This window comes from Limnospira sp. (genome assembly GCF_051859755.1).
In the GTDB taxonomy this organism is placed as follows: domain Bacteria; phylum Cyanobacteriota; class Cyanobacteriia; order Cyanobacteriales; family Microcoleaceae; genus Limnospira; species Limnospira fusiformis.
This window is the reverse complement of sequence record NZ_JBIMLI010000133.1, coordinates 1-14,374: the sequence shown is the minus strand read 5'-3', so window position 1 is coordinate 14,374 and position 14,374 is coordinate 1. Positions and strand designations below refer to the sequence as shown.

Here is a 14,374-nt window from a genome sequence, read left to right as displayed (position 1 = left end):
TTGTTGACTGAGTAATCATCCTATTGACAGAATTATTTTCCTGTGCTAGGACTAGATTGTGAGTAATATCTGAGTAACTAGGTATAGTTATCGGGTTAAGTAAATCCCGGTTATTCCTACCAGCATTAGGTCAGTTAATAGTGGGCAGAGTCGGACTCGAACCGACATGACCGAAGTCGCCACATTTTGAGTGTGGTGCGTCTACCAATTTCGCCATCCGCCCGAATTGGTTACTTTGTTATTATACACGATTTTTCCAGATTGCAACAAAAAATTATAATCTGGGCTACTGGCCCAGCGATAGATTTCTCTGGCCCTTAGTACAGGTAGAGGATGGGTGAGTTGAGCGGTTTGGGCTTGTTTAAGTAACTCTCCCAACTCATCACTACTCATTTGATCATAGGCGATCGCTTGTTCAAGAAAAGCATCCAAATTAAGTTGAGGGGCTAAAGTTGGGGAACCCCCGGACAACTTCATCAAAACCGACATCACCACTCTAGGGTCTTGGGTAGCCAACAATGCAGCGCGATCGCAAGTAAACTCAGCACAGCGGACCCATTCAAGAATCTGAGTTTGTAGGGACTGAACCAAAAGCGCACCCAAAGTAGAGAATTGACCCGCCGCCAAAATAATCAAATTCGCCAAAGTCAGATAAACACCATGCTCACACTTGAGATGTCCCAACTCATGACCAATCACGGCTTGAATTTCTTCAGGAGTCAACAAATCCACTAAAGAGGTATGTAGGACAATAAAAGGCTGTTTTCCCCGCATAGCCAAAGTGTAAGCATTAGGGACTGGGGAAGACCTAACATAAAGCTGTGGCGGTTCCAAGTCCAAAGTCTGACAAGCGGACAACAAGAGATTATGGAGATATGGAAGCTGTTTTTCACCGACGAGAACACTCGAAGCAATATTTTCCAAATAGAAAAACTGCTCACCGACGGAACCGAGCAACTGACGGACGATCACATCTAAACCGGGAATTTGCTTTAAAGCATTAGTGGCTTGTAAATCAAGGGGATGGCGGAAATGATCTGCTTTCAGACCAATGAGAGGATTAGGAGACAAAGCCATAGTATTCAATCAAACATTGGGGAAATACAACAAGGGGCGGGTTAGCAACACCTAGGGAGTACCTTGAGGTTAGCTATAATGCCCCTATAGTTAATTATTAGCCTAGTTTACTTATCTTTGGCAGAAGAATTTTCCGATTCCGGTAGTGGCTCTATACGTTCTATCCGAGCGCCTAAATCTTTCAACTTGAGATCGATGCGTTCATAACCGCGATCGAGATGTTGTAAATCGGAAATAGTAGTTTCACCCTCAGCGGCTAAAGCAGCCAATACTAAGGCGGCTCCGGCTCTTAGGTCTGTAGCCCTGACTGGCGCACCAGATAAAATAGGAACACCACTAACGATCGCCGTATTACCCTTCATGCGGATATCAGCGCCCATGCGAATCAATTCCGCCACATGGTGTAGACGGTTTTCAAAAACAGTTTCAGTAATCAGACTATTACCCTTGCTCAGAGTTAGCAAAGACATAAAAGGGGCCTGCATATCCGTAGGGAAACCAGGATAGGGTAGGGTTTCAATATCTGTGGGTAGGATTTCCTGACCGGGAATAATCCGAATCACTTGATTATCTTCGGCGACAATAGTTGAGCCAGTTTTCCGTAACTTAGCAATCACGGCGGTGAGATGATCTGGAATAACCGGAGCCAGGGTTAGTTCAGAGCCAGTAATGGCTGCGGCCAATAAAAAAGTCCCCGCCTCAATGCGATCGGGGATGATAGAATAATCCACCGAGTGCAGATGGCTAACTCCAGAGATGACTAATTTCTTAGTTCCCGCGCCCTCAATTTTCGCGCCCATAGCCCGGCAGAAATTAGCCAGATCAATAACTTCGGGTTCTTGAGCCGCGTTATCAATAATGGTTTCCCCGTCTGCTAACACTGCAGCCATCATCAGGGTTTCGGTGGCTCCCACACTGGGATAATCCAGATAAATCTTAGCGCCTTTGAGACGGCGATCGCTCCCAGTCACGTATGCTTCAACGATCCCATGATCAATTTGCACATGAGCGCCCATCGCCCGTAGTCCCTGAACATGGAGATCCACAGGTCTAGCACCGATAGCGCATCCCCCCGGTAAGGGAACCTTAGCTATCCCTAATCGCGCCAAAAGCGGTCCGATAATAAAGAAACTAGCTCGAAGCTGACTAACTAACTCATAGGGTGCTTCAGAGTGAGTAAGTTCTCTAGCATTGATATCAATAACACTACCATCTCGTTTGAGGTCTACCCCCACAGCCGATAGAATTTGCCCCATAGTGCCGACATCAACCAATGACGGAACATTCCGTAGCCGACAGTCTTCCGAACACAGTAGAGCGCCAGCCATGATGACTAGCGCCGCATTTTTAGCACCGCTAATAGCTACCTGTCCTTTCAGGGAAGAGCGGCCCGCTATTTTGATAATAGGCTGATCGGCATCAGAGGCCGTAGAAACGTTAGACGAATTGAGAGTGAGTGTAATGGGTCTACCCTCCAAAATTGGGTTTTGACTGTGCATTGGTGGTTAATTTTTTTGTTCTGATTCTACCCGAAAGATTCTAAATGTCTAGGGGTAAAACAGGAAACGCCGGATCGGTATGGGGTGAAACCCCTATCAGAAAAGGATTTGAGACCATAAGGAAAACAGTATTTAAGTGGGGTGCCAATTTACCGCCACCCTACAGACCAGGTAAAGATATCCCGGCGCGGGAGAGTTGATCTATTGGGTGATTCGGTAGGCGATCGCAGTCTGATGATTATGGTTCCTGTTTGGTGGTGCGGGAAATGATACCCTAGATGGTGGAGAGCGTTTGCGGTTCAGCCATTATCACAAAATTAAGGTTCAGGTAAGATGCAAATTGGTGTCCCCAAAGAAGTTAAAGATCAGGAATTTCGGGTGGGATTAAGCCCCAGTAGTGTCCGAGTCTGTTGTGAAAAAGGCCATCAGGTTTTTGTAGAAACAGAAGCCGGGGTGGGGGCGGGATTTTCTGACCAGGACTATCTCGAAGCAGGCGCTGAGGTGGTTTCCTCACCCACAGAAGCCTGGAATCGTGAATTGGTGGTCAAGGTCAAAGAACCCCTACCCTCAGAATATCCCTTTATTCAGAAGGGACAACTTCTATTCACTTATTTACATCTGGCGGCGACTAGGGAATTGACGGAACACCTTATTAATAGTGGGGTGAATGCGATCGCCTACGAATCAGTAGAATTATCAGACCGACGCTTACCACTACTCACTCCCATGAGTATCATTGCGGGTCGCCTTTCCGTACAGTTTGGAGCCAGATATCTGGAACGCCAACAAGGGGGGCGCGGCGTTCTCCTGGGTGGTTTCCCCGGTGTCAAATCCGGTCACGTCGTGATTTTGGGTGGTGGTATCGTCGGCACCGAAGCCGCCCGCATTGCCGTGGGTATGGGCGCTATGGTCACAATTATTGATATTAATGTCGATCGCCTCTCCTATTTGGAAACTTTGTTTGGTTCCCGGGTAGAATTGCTTTACAGTAATTCAGCCCACATTGAGGCTACTGTTCCCCAGGCTGATTTACTCATTGGTGCGGTCTTGGTTCCAGGTTTTCGGACCCCGATTTTAGTTTCCCGTGAATTGGTCGCTAAAATGCGCCCCGGTTCTGTATTAGTTGACGTGGCGGTTGACCAAGGCGGTTGTATTGAAACTCTCCGACCTACTTCTCACAGTCAACCCACTTATATTGAGTATGGCGTGGTTCATTATGGCGTTCCCAATATGCCGGGGGCTGTACCCAGTACCGCTACCCAAGCCTTAAATAATAGCACCTTGCCTTATGTTCTCAAATTAGGCGATCGAGGACTTCGCGCTTTAGCTGAAGATGCCGCTTTAGCTAAGGGGTTAAATGTCGAAAATCACCAACTTGTTCATCCTGCTGTTAGGGAAGTTTTCCCGGATTTGGCTTAGGCGTGCCATTCTCCATGTACCGACCCGCTAGGGTCGGCTTCCCAGAATCACTGTTGATTTTTTATTCAAAAAAAATTTGTTCGGCCCATCCTGCGCGGAGGGTTGACAACAGCCGGGAACTTGTGGTAGGATATTGACATACAGTTTAATAATAAGAATATGTACTTAAATTTGAAAAAAGTCACTATTCCCATTATCTAAAGTATAGCCGGGAGCGCCACCAAAAGCAACCCCTCCCCCCGAAAAAAAATTTTTTGCAACATTTCTTAATTTTTTGTAACAAAAGTTAACACAAAGTTATTGACGCATATTGCGCTTGAGTTGTTCGAGTTCCTCATCCATTTCCCACTGACGAAACTGCTGTTCGAGGGGGTCAGGGGTAGCTTGAAAGCGAGTGTAATCATTTCCTTGGTTCCATCCCTGTGTTTCCCAAGATTTAGTTTGGGTAGCTTTAGCACTGTTGATTTTTTATTCAAAAAAAAAATTTGTTCGGCCCATCCTGCGCGGAGGGTTGACAACAGCCGGGAACTTGTGGTAGGATATTGACATACAGTTTAATAATAAGAATATATACTTAAATTTGAAAAAAGTCACTATTCCCATTATCTAAAGTATAGCCGGGAGCGCCACCAAAAGCAACCCCTCCCCCCGAAAAAAAATTTTTTGCAACATTTCTTAATTTTTTGTAACAAAAGTTAACACAAAGTTATTGACGCATATTGCGCTTGAGTTGTTCGAGTTCCTCATCCATTTCCCACTGACGAAACTGCTGTTCGAGGGGGTCAGGGGTAGCTTGAAAGCGAGTGTAATCATTTCCTTGGTTCCATCCCTGTGTTTCCCAAGATTTAGTTTGGGTAGCTTTAGCGCGGTTAGCAGCTAATTCCTGCTGTTTAATTTTAACCTCTTTGCGTCGCTGTTGAATCTGGCGATAGAGTTCCTTAGACTTTTCGATGCGGTTTTTAACGCCCTGCATTTGTCCCCAGCGCTGATTTCCCTGTCGCAATAGGGCGGCTTCTCTTTCTTGGGCGGCTTCAGCGAGGTCAGGGCGGTTGGCGGCTTGTGCTTTAGCGACCCATTTATGCCATTTTTGGATATCTTGTGCGATCGCCAAAATTTCTTCAGTGCATTTCTTTTCCTCACGCTGGAGGTCAGCAATTAATCGGAAGGTGTCCTCTTCCTGTTGACGCAATTGTTCCTCAATGGCTTGCAATTCCAAATCAGGATGATCTCGCAAAAATTCCTCTAGGCGGGTTTCCAGAAAGCGGCTGAAATCTTCAAATAAGCCCATAATGATTGTCGGTGATGGCTATGATGGCTAATTAGATTTTAGCCCAATCTAGGGATATCTCAACCAAAAGGAATAAGTTATTGGTAGGGTTGTCAGTACCTAGCCCATAGATGATAGTGAACGAGGGGAAGATTTAGGGGAAGCTGTGGTAGCTAATGCGACCACTCCAGCTACTTTAATTTTTCTCAACTTGAAGGCTTGAATAGCAGCATTAACCGTAGCCCCAGTGGTATAAATATCATCAATAATCAACACAGAACTGCGAGGGGGAAGGGGGTCTTTTCCGACTCGTAAAGCCCCCTGCAAATTCTGATATCGTTCTGGGCGGGACAAGCCGTGCAGGGCTTCGGTATTTTTGAGCCTTTGTAAACCATGGGGTTTCATAGATAAACCGGTGATTTCACAGAAGCCGCGCCCCAATAATTCGGCCTGATTAAAACCCCGTTGTTTGAGTTTAGCGGGGTGTAGGGGAATAGGAACTACAACTAAATTCTGGGGAACGCGCTTCACAGTATCGAGCCAGCCCTCGGCTAGACAATAGCCTAACATTTTGGCGATCTGTGGGTTCCCATCATATTTTAAAGCCGCGATCGCTTGTTTAAGGACTCCCCCATAACGACCCCAAACAAAAATCGGCACCTCGCCGGGGAACATTCCTCCGTGGGTAAATTGACATTCTAACAATTGTTGTTCGCAATAGCGGCAGAACTCCTGATCCGTAGGTCTGGCACAGATGGGACATTCTGGCTTTAAAAAGAGATTAAGGACAGATTGAAGAATAGAATTAGTCATGGCGAGTTAAAAAAACAGAGAATCAGACAATTGCTGTGTTCGGCAGTTTTGGTGGATAATCATAGATTAAACCAAGGTTAACTGGGACTGTGCAGATTAAACAAGTCATCATTGCTCATAAATCTAGGGATAGGCTGAGTCAGCGTTGGGCGCAACAGTACGCCAAACAATTTGAACAGCGGGGATGTCAGGTTCTGATGGGACCGAGTGGGGCGAAAGATAACCCCTATCCGGTGTTTCTAGCTTCTAGTAGTAGTCCTATTGATTTGGCGGTGGTATTAGGGGGGGATGGAACAGCTTTAGCGGCGGCGCGACATTTAGCGGAAGTAGGTATCCCCATTTTAGCGGCGAATGTGGGGGGGCATTTAGGATTTTTAACAGAGTCCTTTGAGGATATAGAGGATACGGAAACGGTTATAGATCGTTTATTTGAGGATCGCTACGCTATCGGACAGCGGATGATGTTACAGGCGGCGGTTTTTGAAGGTTCCCGCCATAACCTGGAACCGTTAAGCGATCGCTTTTTAGCCCTTAATGAGATGTGCGTAAAGCCTGCTTCTGCGTATCGAATGCCTACTTCTATCTTAGAAATGGAAGTTGACGGGGAAGTAATTGATCAATATCAAGGGGATGGCTTAATTGTGGGAACCCCCACGGGATCTACCTGCTATAATGCGTCTGCAGGCGGTCCGATTGTGCATCCGGGGATGGATGCGATCACTGTTAGTCCCATTTGTCCCCTCAGCTTTTCCAGTCGTCCTGTGGTAATTCCTTCGGGGTCAGTGGTCAGTATTTGGCCCCTAGCTGACCTCGAACATGATACTAAATTATGGACTGATGGGGTATTGGCCACATCGATTTGGCCGGGACAGCGGGTTGATGTGAGGAAAGCAGACTGTCAGGCTCAATTTATCATTCTGCGGGAGGACTATTCGTTTTATCAAACCCTGCGGGAAAAATTGCAATGGGCGGGGGCGAGAGTTAGACATATTAATAATCACCGGAATTAATCCAATTAGACTAGGGTGATCCAGGTTTTCCAACTTCCACATTTTGATAAATGGTGACGGGATGATCAATGCCTTTAAAGGTGTAGTCTCCCATTAGAGCAAATTGCTCAGGCGATCGCAACATTTGATAAGTCGCCTGACTAATGACACACTTTCCTGGGGGACAAATCGGCTCCATTCTCGCCGCCAAATTAATTGTTCCCCCCAATACGGTATAATCTACTCGTTGGGAGCTACCGACATCCCCAACTACTGCCCTACCGCTATTAATAGCAATTCGCAGTTGTAGTGGTTCGGATAACTTGCCTTTAGCGTTGAGTTGTTCCAGGCGTTCTAACATTCCCAAAGAGGCATTAACAGCGCGTTCTGCGTGGTCTGCTTGGGGTTCGGGCGCGCCAAAAAACGCCATAATACAATCACCAATAAACTTATCTAAAGTTCCTCCCAGGGCAAAAACTTCCTGCAACATTTCCTCAAAAAAAGCATTAAGTAATGTAGCTAATTCATTAGCAGGTAAGCGTTCCGAAAGGGCTGTAAAACCGACAATATCAGCAAATAAGATACTAATTTCAGCATCTGTGGAAGGCAAACGTCCATTGTCTAAAGCGCCCACATTGATTAAATGCTGTACGACCGCCGGGGTGTGGTAGCGTTCAAGACGTTGACGGATAGTGCCTTCCTGCTGCAATTTTTGAGTAAGTAACCAACGTTGAATACTAGCAGCCACTAAATTTCCCAAAGCTGAGAAAAAGCTCAAATCTTCATCACCGCCACGAGTCCAGTATTCAAAGGAAAAATGAGCATCTCCATATAAAACACCCACCACATTATCCTCATCCCACAGGGGAACTGCAATGCAAGATCGGATATCTTTAACCAGGATACTGGGTTCACTTTCAAACCGTGTATCCTGTTGAGCATCAGCGGTTTTAATGGCGATTTTGTCACGAAAAACTCGCTTACAAATACTGCGACTAATCCAACTTCCATCATTATAGATATCTAGGCTTTGACTGGATTTTTTGGAGGCAACTTTGACGAGTTCTAGTTGTCCGTCGCCATTGAGGTCAACCAGTAAAGCCAAGCGTTCAATAATGGGGATATCATGAAAAATCACGGACTGAGTTTGTGAGAAAATGGCATCAATAGACTCAGCACTATTCAAACATTTAGCAATTTCTACTAGGTCTTGTAGGCGGGCTACAGAGCGACGATAATTATTAATGTCCTCATCAAATTGGGTGTTACTTTGAATCCATTGTTGTTTCAGATCCTGAACCCGACCAATTAAATTAGTTCCTTCCACCAGAGTCCCAATTTTGCGCCCGCCATTTTTCTTGGTATCTGGTGGTAGGATATCTAAGCGGATCTGATCAATTCGCAACTGGTCGTTAACTTTGAGGGGGTGAGGCTGGGCTAAGGATATATCATTTAGACAAGTGCCGTTTTTACTACCTAAATCTTCCACCCACCAACCACCATCAGTCCCTTTATAAATGCGGGTATGACGGCGCGATACTTCAATAAAAGGCAGTTGCAAGTTACACTCAGGCGATCGCCCAATAATAAATTCATTGCGATCGACTGGAATTAGCCTTTCGGGTTGGTTTTCAAGAATCAGTCGCAGCCTCAGTTCATCCATGAAAAATGATTAAAATAAGAATGTGGTACGCAAAACACCGATTACAACTGTGTCATTATTAGCATTATGTTCTGGATTGGTCACCATAAATACACCCGGTGTCACCCAGATATAATCACTGACACGGAAACGGTAGAAAGTCTCGAAGTGTAAGGAGGTATCGCGATCTTCTCCCAAGGGCAAATTACGGCCGGCTACCAGTTTAGGCGGTTGACCAAAGATAAAGGCAAATAGGTCGCCATTACGGCCGAAGGGTTCAGACCAACCCAGAGAAAGGCTGTAGGTAGTAGTGTTGGCATAGGCGTTGCTGGTGGTTGATTCCCCAAAGGTCACGCCCCCAAAGGCTGCGAGGGTGATATTAGACTTGATACGCCACTGGAATGACCCCCCTACTGCATTAAAGTTCATAGGTTCATCGAGTAAACCGGAGGTATAGGCGCTAAAACTTCCGGTGAGGGTGTCTAAGCGACCATTGGCAGAGTAGGCATTAATATAGGTTAAACCTGCCAAGGTGTTAGCACTGGGCTTGAGTAACAATTGTACTCCTAAAGCACTATGATCGGAATGACTAATGCCGAGTCTGGCATCGGAGCTGCCGCGAGTCCCATAGGCTACCTGTAGTCGCACCCTATCGGCAACTAACCAATCGAACCCAGCGCCTCCATCTAAAGCGCCGATTTTAAATAGGGGGCTACCCTCGCCAAAGCGGGAAATAGCACCCCGACCGCTATCAAAAAAGGGTGAGTTAGCAGTGAGGACGTTGCTGAGACTAAATCCTACGGGGCGGACGGTGAAGACTACCCGGTTATTAAAGGCGGGAAATCTATATTCTAGGTAATCGAGGAATAGTTGATCATTGGTATCAGTTTGGTATGACAGCAGAGCCATATCTCCAAACCCTGGATTTTCGACGGTTCCGGCTAATCCTCTGTTTTCAAAGTTACCGGAAACGAAGCCTATGCGGAGACGGTCCAGACCACTAAAGGAAGATACGGTTCCGAGACGCAGGAGATAGTGGAGGGTAGCTTGATGGTTGTCTCCGGTGCCGGGAGGGTCTCCGCCTACAGCACCCGCAAAGCCGAAGATGGCTTCACCACCGAATATGGTGGTAGTGGAAAATTGGTTAGCTTCTAATTCTGCGGTTCTGGCTTCAAGGGCGAAGATACGACCTCCCAAGGTGGCGAGTTCGGCGGCAAATTCCTCCTGGAGACGTTGGAGGACGGCGAGATCTTCACGGGTGACTTTATCAACTACGGAGGCGGCGATCAGTTCGTTAATTCTTTCTAAACAGGCGTTGAGTCCGGCGGCGAATTCGTAGCGGGTCATCGCGCGGTTGCCTCTATAGGTTCCGTCGGGATATCCTGCTATGCAGCCATAGCGTTCAACTAGGGATTGTAGGGCTTGAAATGCCCAGTCTGTGGGTTGAACGTCTGAGAGTTGGGAAACGGAGGTAACTTGTCCCTGAACTTCTACTAGGTCATCGCTGCTAATGATGTCTTCGGAGAGTTGGGCGATCGCTGTATTGGTATGGATAATAGAAGCGATCGCACTGGTAAGGGGAAGAATCATTGCTACTTTTGACCAGAAACTATAGCCCCATAATTTGCTCATAGAACAACACTCCTCAGAATTAACACCTGCCAACATATTAAGCCATATGCGACAGCTACGCCAACCTCGGCTATGAAAGAGGGTTGCTGGTACTCAAGGCGCAGAGGTTGAACATTAGCGCTCAGGGACAATAGTTTCTCGGTGAAAATATAGCCGGCTGTTTAGTCAATGGTAATTGATTGAGGCCCATTACTCGAGCCATTATTGTCTCGGTCAGAGGTTGAGGAAGAGACTGGGGTTCCGGTTTCCTTTTCTAACCAGCTTTTCACTGGGTCTTCTGATAAGTTGAGTCGCAGGACGCTAGAGACAAAGCCACCCAAAAACGAGATCGGATCTTGGGTAAATTCTTTGAAGATGGGTGTCAGTTCATCCATGATTAGAGAAAGCTCCTGTAAAGAGATTTATTGTTATTCTGACTGAATTTTAGCTGAATCGGCAAAAATCAGTAAACCAGCCTGCCTACGCAGAGGGAGTGGTTAGTAGTAATAGCCATCATTTCCATAGTGGCTGGAGTTATTAATATGTTTGTGGTAGTCGTCATCATCACGACGAATGGCGGCCGGTCCAGTTTGTACCCATTTAGGTTGATGGGGTTTAGCTTTAATGCTTCCCCGGTGGCTGTCGAGGTCGGGAAGTTCCGGAAACTCCTCAACGGGTAAATCCTCAACTACTCGTTTCATAAACTCACGCCAATTAAAGGCGGCGGTACTACTAGCGCCCCAAGTGCGATCATTGTTGTCGTTTCCTAGCCATACTCCCGCCACCAGTTGCGGAATATAACCAATAAACCAGAGATCCCTAGCTTGTTCAGAAGTGCCAGTTTTACCTGCGACATCGCGATCGGCAAGGTAAGCGGCCCCACCTGTGCCGTTGCGTACCACACCAGTTAGCATCCAGGTAGTAATAGCGGCGCTGTCGGGGTCAAGAACTTGTTTAGGTGTAAACTGAGCCTGATAGATAGTTTCGCCTTTCTGGTTGATGACTCGGCGGATACCATGAGCGGGGATATATTGGCCTTGGGCGGCGAGGGTTCCGTAGGCGTTGGTTAGTTCCAAAAGATTAACTTCATAGGCTCCCAAGGCGAGGGAATAGGTGGGTTTGAGTTCAGATTTGATACCCATGCTCGTACCGAGAGAAATAACGGGTTCAAAGCCGACATCAATTAGGACTCTAACGGCAATAACATTAGTGGAATTACTGAGGGCGTTAAGCATCGATCGCCAACCACCGTAACGGTTTCCATAGTTTTGGGGGCGATATCCATCGACTCGATAGGGTTCATCATTGTAGCTATCATAGGGGGAGAAACCTGCTGCGATCGCCGCCGCATAGACCAACCCTTTAAAAGTCGATCCGGGCTGTCGTTGAGCTTGGGTCACGCGATTAAACTGACTTTCCCCGTAATTTGCACCCCCTACCATAGCTTGAACTTCTCCGGTAGTAGGGTCGATCGCCACTAATGCGGCTTGGTCAAACCCAGCGGCGCGCCCGTCTATTTTTACGGCTTCTCTAACAACCTGCTCGGCTATTTCCTGCCATTGCAGATTTAAACTCGTTTCCACCACCAAGCCCCCAATTTCTAGGGCTTCTTTTGATACAAATAATGGTAGTTCCTTTTGAATAAAATTAGCGAAATAGGGAGCCTTAACCTGTAGACGTTTATGGGGGCTAGGATTTACAACTAGGTCACTTTGAATCAGTGAATTGGCGCGACCCTCAGAAATCATGCCCATTTCCTGCATTCGGCGCAGTACAACATTCCGGCGTTCGGTAGCTAGGTCTAAATTCACCAGGGGCGAATATTGACTAGGAGCGGGAGGCAAACCCGCCAAGGTAGCCATTTCCGAGAGGGTGAGTTGTTCTACGGGTTTGCTGAAATAGACCCAAGCTGCATCAGCTACCCCATAAGCTCCCGAACCCAAATAGACTAAATTAAGATAGCGTTCGAGGATTTCTTCTTTGGTGAGAGTTTTCTCAAGTTTTTGAGCGAGGATAGCTTCCCTAAGTTTACGAGTCAGGCTGCGTTCATGGTCTAAAAACACCATCCGAGCCAATTGTTGAGTGATGGTGCTACCTCCCTGGACTACACCTGTAGCCATGACATTAGCGGATAAAGCTCTGATAATACCTTGGTAGTCAATGCCACGATGTTCATAGAAGCGTCGGTCTTCTATGGCAATAAATGCCTGGACTAACTCCTCTGGGATCTGGTCGAGAGATACCTGCTCCCTGGTAGATGGTCCGGTTTGCATGATAATGGTACCATCTGCGGCTTGAATGGTTAGGGTTCCATCTCGGTTGTAGGCTGATAGGTCAGAAATCTCGGGTAAACTTTGTTCAAGGCGATGGAACTGATAAGCTCCTAATGCGATCGCACTTCCGACTATAGTAATGATACCAACGCCTATCCACAATCTAGGGCGAGGTTTCCATTGCCAACGCCTAATTGGACGGCGACGGGGTCCTACCCCCAGGGGGGTTTCGGCAGGGGGAGGCGGGGCTGGAGCCTCGGAGTCTTGGTGCAAAACGGAGGTAGGGGGCATAGTATTTTGACTATCCCTAGATTCGTCGGTAATTTTTGGGGAAAATTCTGTCACGTAAACCTCCTTATGTGGGAAGCCCCTTGCTAAAAGGGGAGGAAAAACGACTGGTGGCAATTGCCCAGATATAATCTTGAAAAGCGTTATTGATAAGCTGGTAGGGTGCGTCGGAGAAATCCATGAGATAGGTCAAGGCAAAATCTGGTTCATCTGACGCACCAATTGCTCCCCCACTAAACTGCATGACCTAGGGCTAAACCCACAACCAACATTCCTAGGACAAGGAAAGGTTGAGCGCTTGCCTGATATTTAACATCATTTTCCAGGGGATTGCGAATAAAATACATATCCTGGAAGGTAATTTGTGGAATCACGAGTAATAACAAGATGGTGGCATAAAGGTTTTGCTTAATGCTGATCAAGTATAGGGCAACTCCGGCTTGAAAAATGTCAATCATTAATACACAGATCCAGGCGGCGGTGGTTACGCCAAACATAACGGGGAGGGATTGTAAGCCAAGTTGGCGATCGCCTTCGACACTCTTAAAGTCGTTAACAATGGCAATACCTAGCCCCGCCAAGCTGTAGAATAGGGTGAGTACCACAATAGTGGGGTTGAGTTCTCCGAATAGGGCATGACCCGCCCACCAGGGAAGGGCAATATAACTGGCTCCGAGAGCATAGTTACCTAACCAGCCGTTTTTCTTGAGTTTTAGGGGAGGCGCAGAGTAGATATAGGAAACGAAAGCGCCGCCAATACAGAGAACTGTGACCATGGGGAACTCATGACCTGCCCAGACATCTAGGATATAGGCAAGACCGATACCTGCAGCCAGGAGAATCAGAATCTGGGATACGACTTGAGGGATGGAAATTGCACCGGAGGGAATAGGGCGATATGGCTCGTTAATGGCATCTAGGTCGCGATCGTAGAAGTCGTTGAGGGTTTGGGTATACCCTGCCATTAAAGGACCCGACAGCAGCATACAGGCGGCTGCTTTAAGGATATCTTCTAGTGTCCAGCTATAGCCTCCAGAGGAAGCCGCACCACAGACTACACCCCAAATTAGGGGAATCCAGGTGATTGGTTTCATCAGTTGCAGGCGAATTTTCCAGATGGATGTTTCTCCGGGGGCGGCCCCTTTCATCCCTAGTAACTGGCGGGTTTTTGACCCGGAGTTAGGGATAGCTTCTGAAGAGGTTTCGGGGGTTGGGGAATCAGACATAGTATTTTTTTAGCTATTATTTCGGGGTTATCGCTATGGTTTTTGATAAGGCCTGCCTGATCCCAATAAACCAGTGTCGGGATTGATTGGCAAGGCACAGATTGACAATTACGAAAAAACCCGAAGAGAATTTTAGCGCATTATCGCCGGGTGCGTCAGACACATCAATAATATGGGGAAACGGAGAATCTGGCTGCTGATACATTTACGCGACATTTATCCGGCTATTGCCTGACAATGCGACGATAGCACTATTACCCGTTAAGGTAA

The 14,374-nt window shown here is 47.0% G+C and carries 13 protein-coding genes and 1 tRNA gene; 2 read left to right on the top strand and 12 right to left on the bottom strand.

The annotated features are described in order from the left end of the window. Window positions 1–141: 141 nt before the first annotated feature. The 3 genes from ACTIE0_RS19035 to murA form a co-directional block, all read right to left on the bottom strand. Window positions 142–223, bottom strand: a tRNA-Leu gene (locus ACTIE0_RS19035). Then, on the bottom strand, window positions 202–1,077 hold the full coding sequence (locus ACTIE0_RS19030; RefSeq protein WP_006625340.1) for a M48 family metallopeptidase: 876 nt from the start codon (window positions 1,075–1,077) through the stop codon (window positions 202–204). The genes ACTIE0_RS19035 and ACTIE0_RS19030 overlap by 22 nt, the downstream gene beginning before the upstream one ends. Window positions 1,078–1,184: 107 nt before the next feature. Further along, window positions 1,185–2,576 (bottom strand): UDP-N-acetylglucosamine 1-carboxyvinyltransferase, encoded by a 1,392-nt coding sequence (gene murA, locus ACTIE0_RS19025; protein WP_006625339.1) that lies wholly within the window; start codon window positions 2,574–2,576, stop codon window positions 1,185–1,187. Between the two features lie 333 nt (window positions 2,577–2,909). On the opposite strand from murA, the gene ald reads away from it, so the two are divergent. Then, window positions 2,910–3,995, top strand: coding sequence for an alanine dehydrogenase (ald, locus tag ACTIE0_RS19020; RefSeq protein ID WP_006625337.1), 1,086 nt, complete (start codon window positions 2,910–2,912; stop codon window positions 3,993–3,995). 297 nt (window positions 3,996–4,292) lie between these two features. On the opposite strand, the gene ACTIE0_RS25055 is transcribed toward ald, so the two are convergent. The 3 genes from ACTIE0_RS25055 to ACTIE0_RS19010 form a co-directional block, all read right to left on the bottom strand. Beyond that, complete coding sequence (locus ACTIE0_RS25055) at window positions 4,293–4,460, bottom strand: hypothetical protein (protein WP_488193805.1); 168 nt, start codon at window positions 4,458–4,460, stop codon at window positions 4,293–4,295. A 241-nt stretch (window positions 4,461–4,701) separates the two neighbouring features. After that, window positions 4,702–5,283, bottom strand: a complete 582-nt coding sequence (locus tag ACTIE0_RS19015; RefSeq protein ID WP_006625336.1) for a TIGR04376 family protein — start codon at window positions 5,281–5,283, stop codon at window positions 4,702–4,704. 99 nt (window positions 5,284–5,382) lie between these two features. Beyond that, the gene (locus tag ACTIE0_RS19010) at window positions 5,383–6,075 is read right to left on the bottom strand and encodes a ComF family protein (protein ID WP_006625335.1); all 693 of its coding nucleotides are present in this window, start codon (window positions 6,073–6,075) and stop codon (window positions 5,383–5,385) included. 89 nt (window positions 6,076–6,164) lie between these two features. Between ACTIE0_RS19010 and ACTIE0_RS19005 the strand changes: the two genes are divergently transcribed. Further along, window positions 6,165–7,085, top strand: coding sequence for an NAD(+) kinase (locus tag ACTIE0_RS19005; RefSeq protein WP_006625334.1), 921 nt, complete (start codon window positions 6,165–6,167; stop codon window positions 7,083–7,085). Between the two features lie 10 nt (window positions 7,086–7,095). Here ACTIE0_RS19005 and ACTIE0_RS19000 read toward each other — a convergent pair whose 3' ends face one another. From ACTIE0_RS19000 to chlG, 6 genes are all read right to left on the bottom strand, one after another. Further along, window positions 7,096–8,727 (bottom strand): adenylate/guanylate cyclase domain-containing protein, encoded by a 1,632-nt coding sequence (locus tag ACTIE0_RS19000; protein WP_006670212.1) that lies wholly within the window; start codon window positions 8,725–8,727, stop codon window positions 7,096–7,098. Window positions 8,728–8,736: 9 nt separating this feature from the next. Beyond that, window positions 8,737–10,338, bottom strand: coding sequence for an iron uptake porin (locus ACTIE0_RS18995; RefSeq protein WP_006670211.1), 1,602 nt, complete (start codon window positions 10,336–10,338; stop codon window positions 8,737–8,739). Window positions 10,339–10,499: 161 nt separating this feature from the next. Continuing rightward, window positions 10,500–10,712, bottom strand: coding sequence for a ssl0294 family protein (locus tag ACTIE0_RS18990; protein WP_006619291.1), 213 nt, complete (start codon window positions 10,710–10,712; stop codon window positions 10,500–10,502). Window positions 10,713–10,814: 102 nt separating this feature from the next. Further along, on the bottom strand, window positions 10,815–12,935 hold the full coding sequence (locus ACTIE0_RS18985; RefSeq protein ID WP_006670210.1) for a transglycosylase domain-containing protein: 2,121 nt from the start codon (window positions 12,933–12,935) through the stop codon (window positions 10,815–10,817). 10 nt (window positions 12,936–12,945) lie between these two features. Continuing rightward, window positions 12,946–13,122, bottom strand: a complete 177-nt coding sequence (locus tag ACTIE0_RS18980; protein ID WP_006625330.1) for a hypothetical protein — start codon at window positions 13,120–13,122, stop codon at window positions 12,946–12,948. Then, window positions 13,112–14,104 carry a chlorophyll synthase ChlG gene (gene chlG / locus ACTIE0_RS18975; protein WP_006625329.1) on the bottom strand — a complete coding sequence of 331 codons (993 nt, stop codon included), beginning with the start codon at window positions 14,102–14,104 and terminating at the stop codon, window positions 13,112–13,114. Before chlG ends, ACTIE0_RS18980 begins: the two co-directional genes overlap by 11 nt. Window positions 14,105–14,374 lie beyond the last annotated feature (270 nt).

Bases quoted from the DNA above. Each gene is read 5' to 3' on its own strand.
- ACTIE0_RS18980 (WP_006625330.1), bottom strand. From the start codon at position 13,122: ATGCAGTTTAGTGGGGGAGCAATTGGTGCGTCAGATGAACCAGATTTT.
- ACTIE0_RS19010 (WP_006625335.1), bottom strand. From the start codon at position 6,075: ATGACTAATTCTATTCTTCAATCTGTCCTTAATCTCTTTTTAAAGCCA.
- murA (WP_006625339.1), bottom strand. From the start codon at position 2,576: ATGCACAGTCAAAACCCAATTTTGGAGGGTAGACCCATTACACTCACT.
- chlG (WP_006625329.1), bottom strand. From the start codon at position 14,104: ATGTCTGATTCCCCAACCCCCGAAACCTCTTCAGAAGCTATCCCTAAC.
- ACTIE0_RS19030 (WP_006625340.1), bottom strand. From the start codon at position 1,077: ATGGCTTTGTCTCCTAATCCTCTCATTGGTCTGAAAGCAGATCATTTC.
- ACTIE0_RS18990 (WP_006619291.1), bottom strand. From the start codon at position 10,712: ATGGATGAACTGACACCCATCTTCAAAGAATTTACCCAAGATCCGATC.
- ACTIE0_RS18995 (WP_006670211.1), bottom strand. From the start codon at position 10,338: ATGAGCAAATTATGGGGCTATAGTTTCTGGTCAAAAGTAGCAATGATT.
- ACTIE0_RS19015 (WP_006625336.1), bottom strand. From the start codon at position 5,283: ATGGGCTTATTTGAAGATTTCAGCCGCTTTCTGGAAACCCGCCTAGAG.
- ald (WP_006625337.1), top strand. From the start codon at position 2,910: ATGCAAATTGGTGTCCCCAAAGAAGTTAAAGATCAGGAATTTCGGGTG.
- ACTIE0_RS19000 (WP_006670212.1), bottom strand. From the start codon at position 8,727: ATGGATGAACTGAGGCTGCGACTGATTCTTGAAAACCAACCCGAAAGG.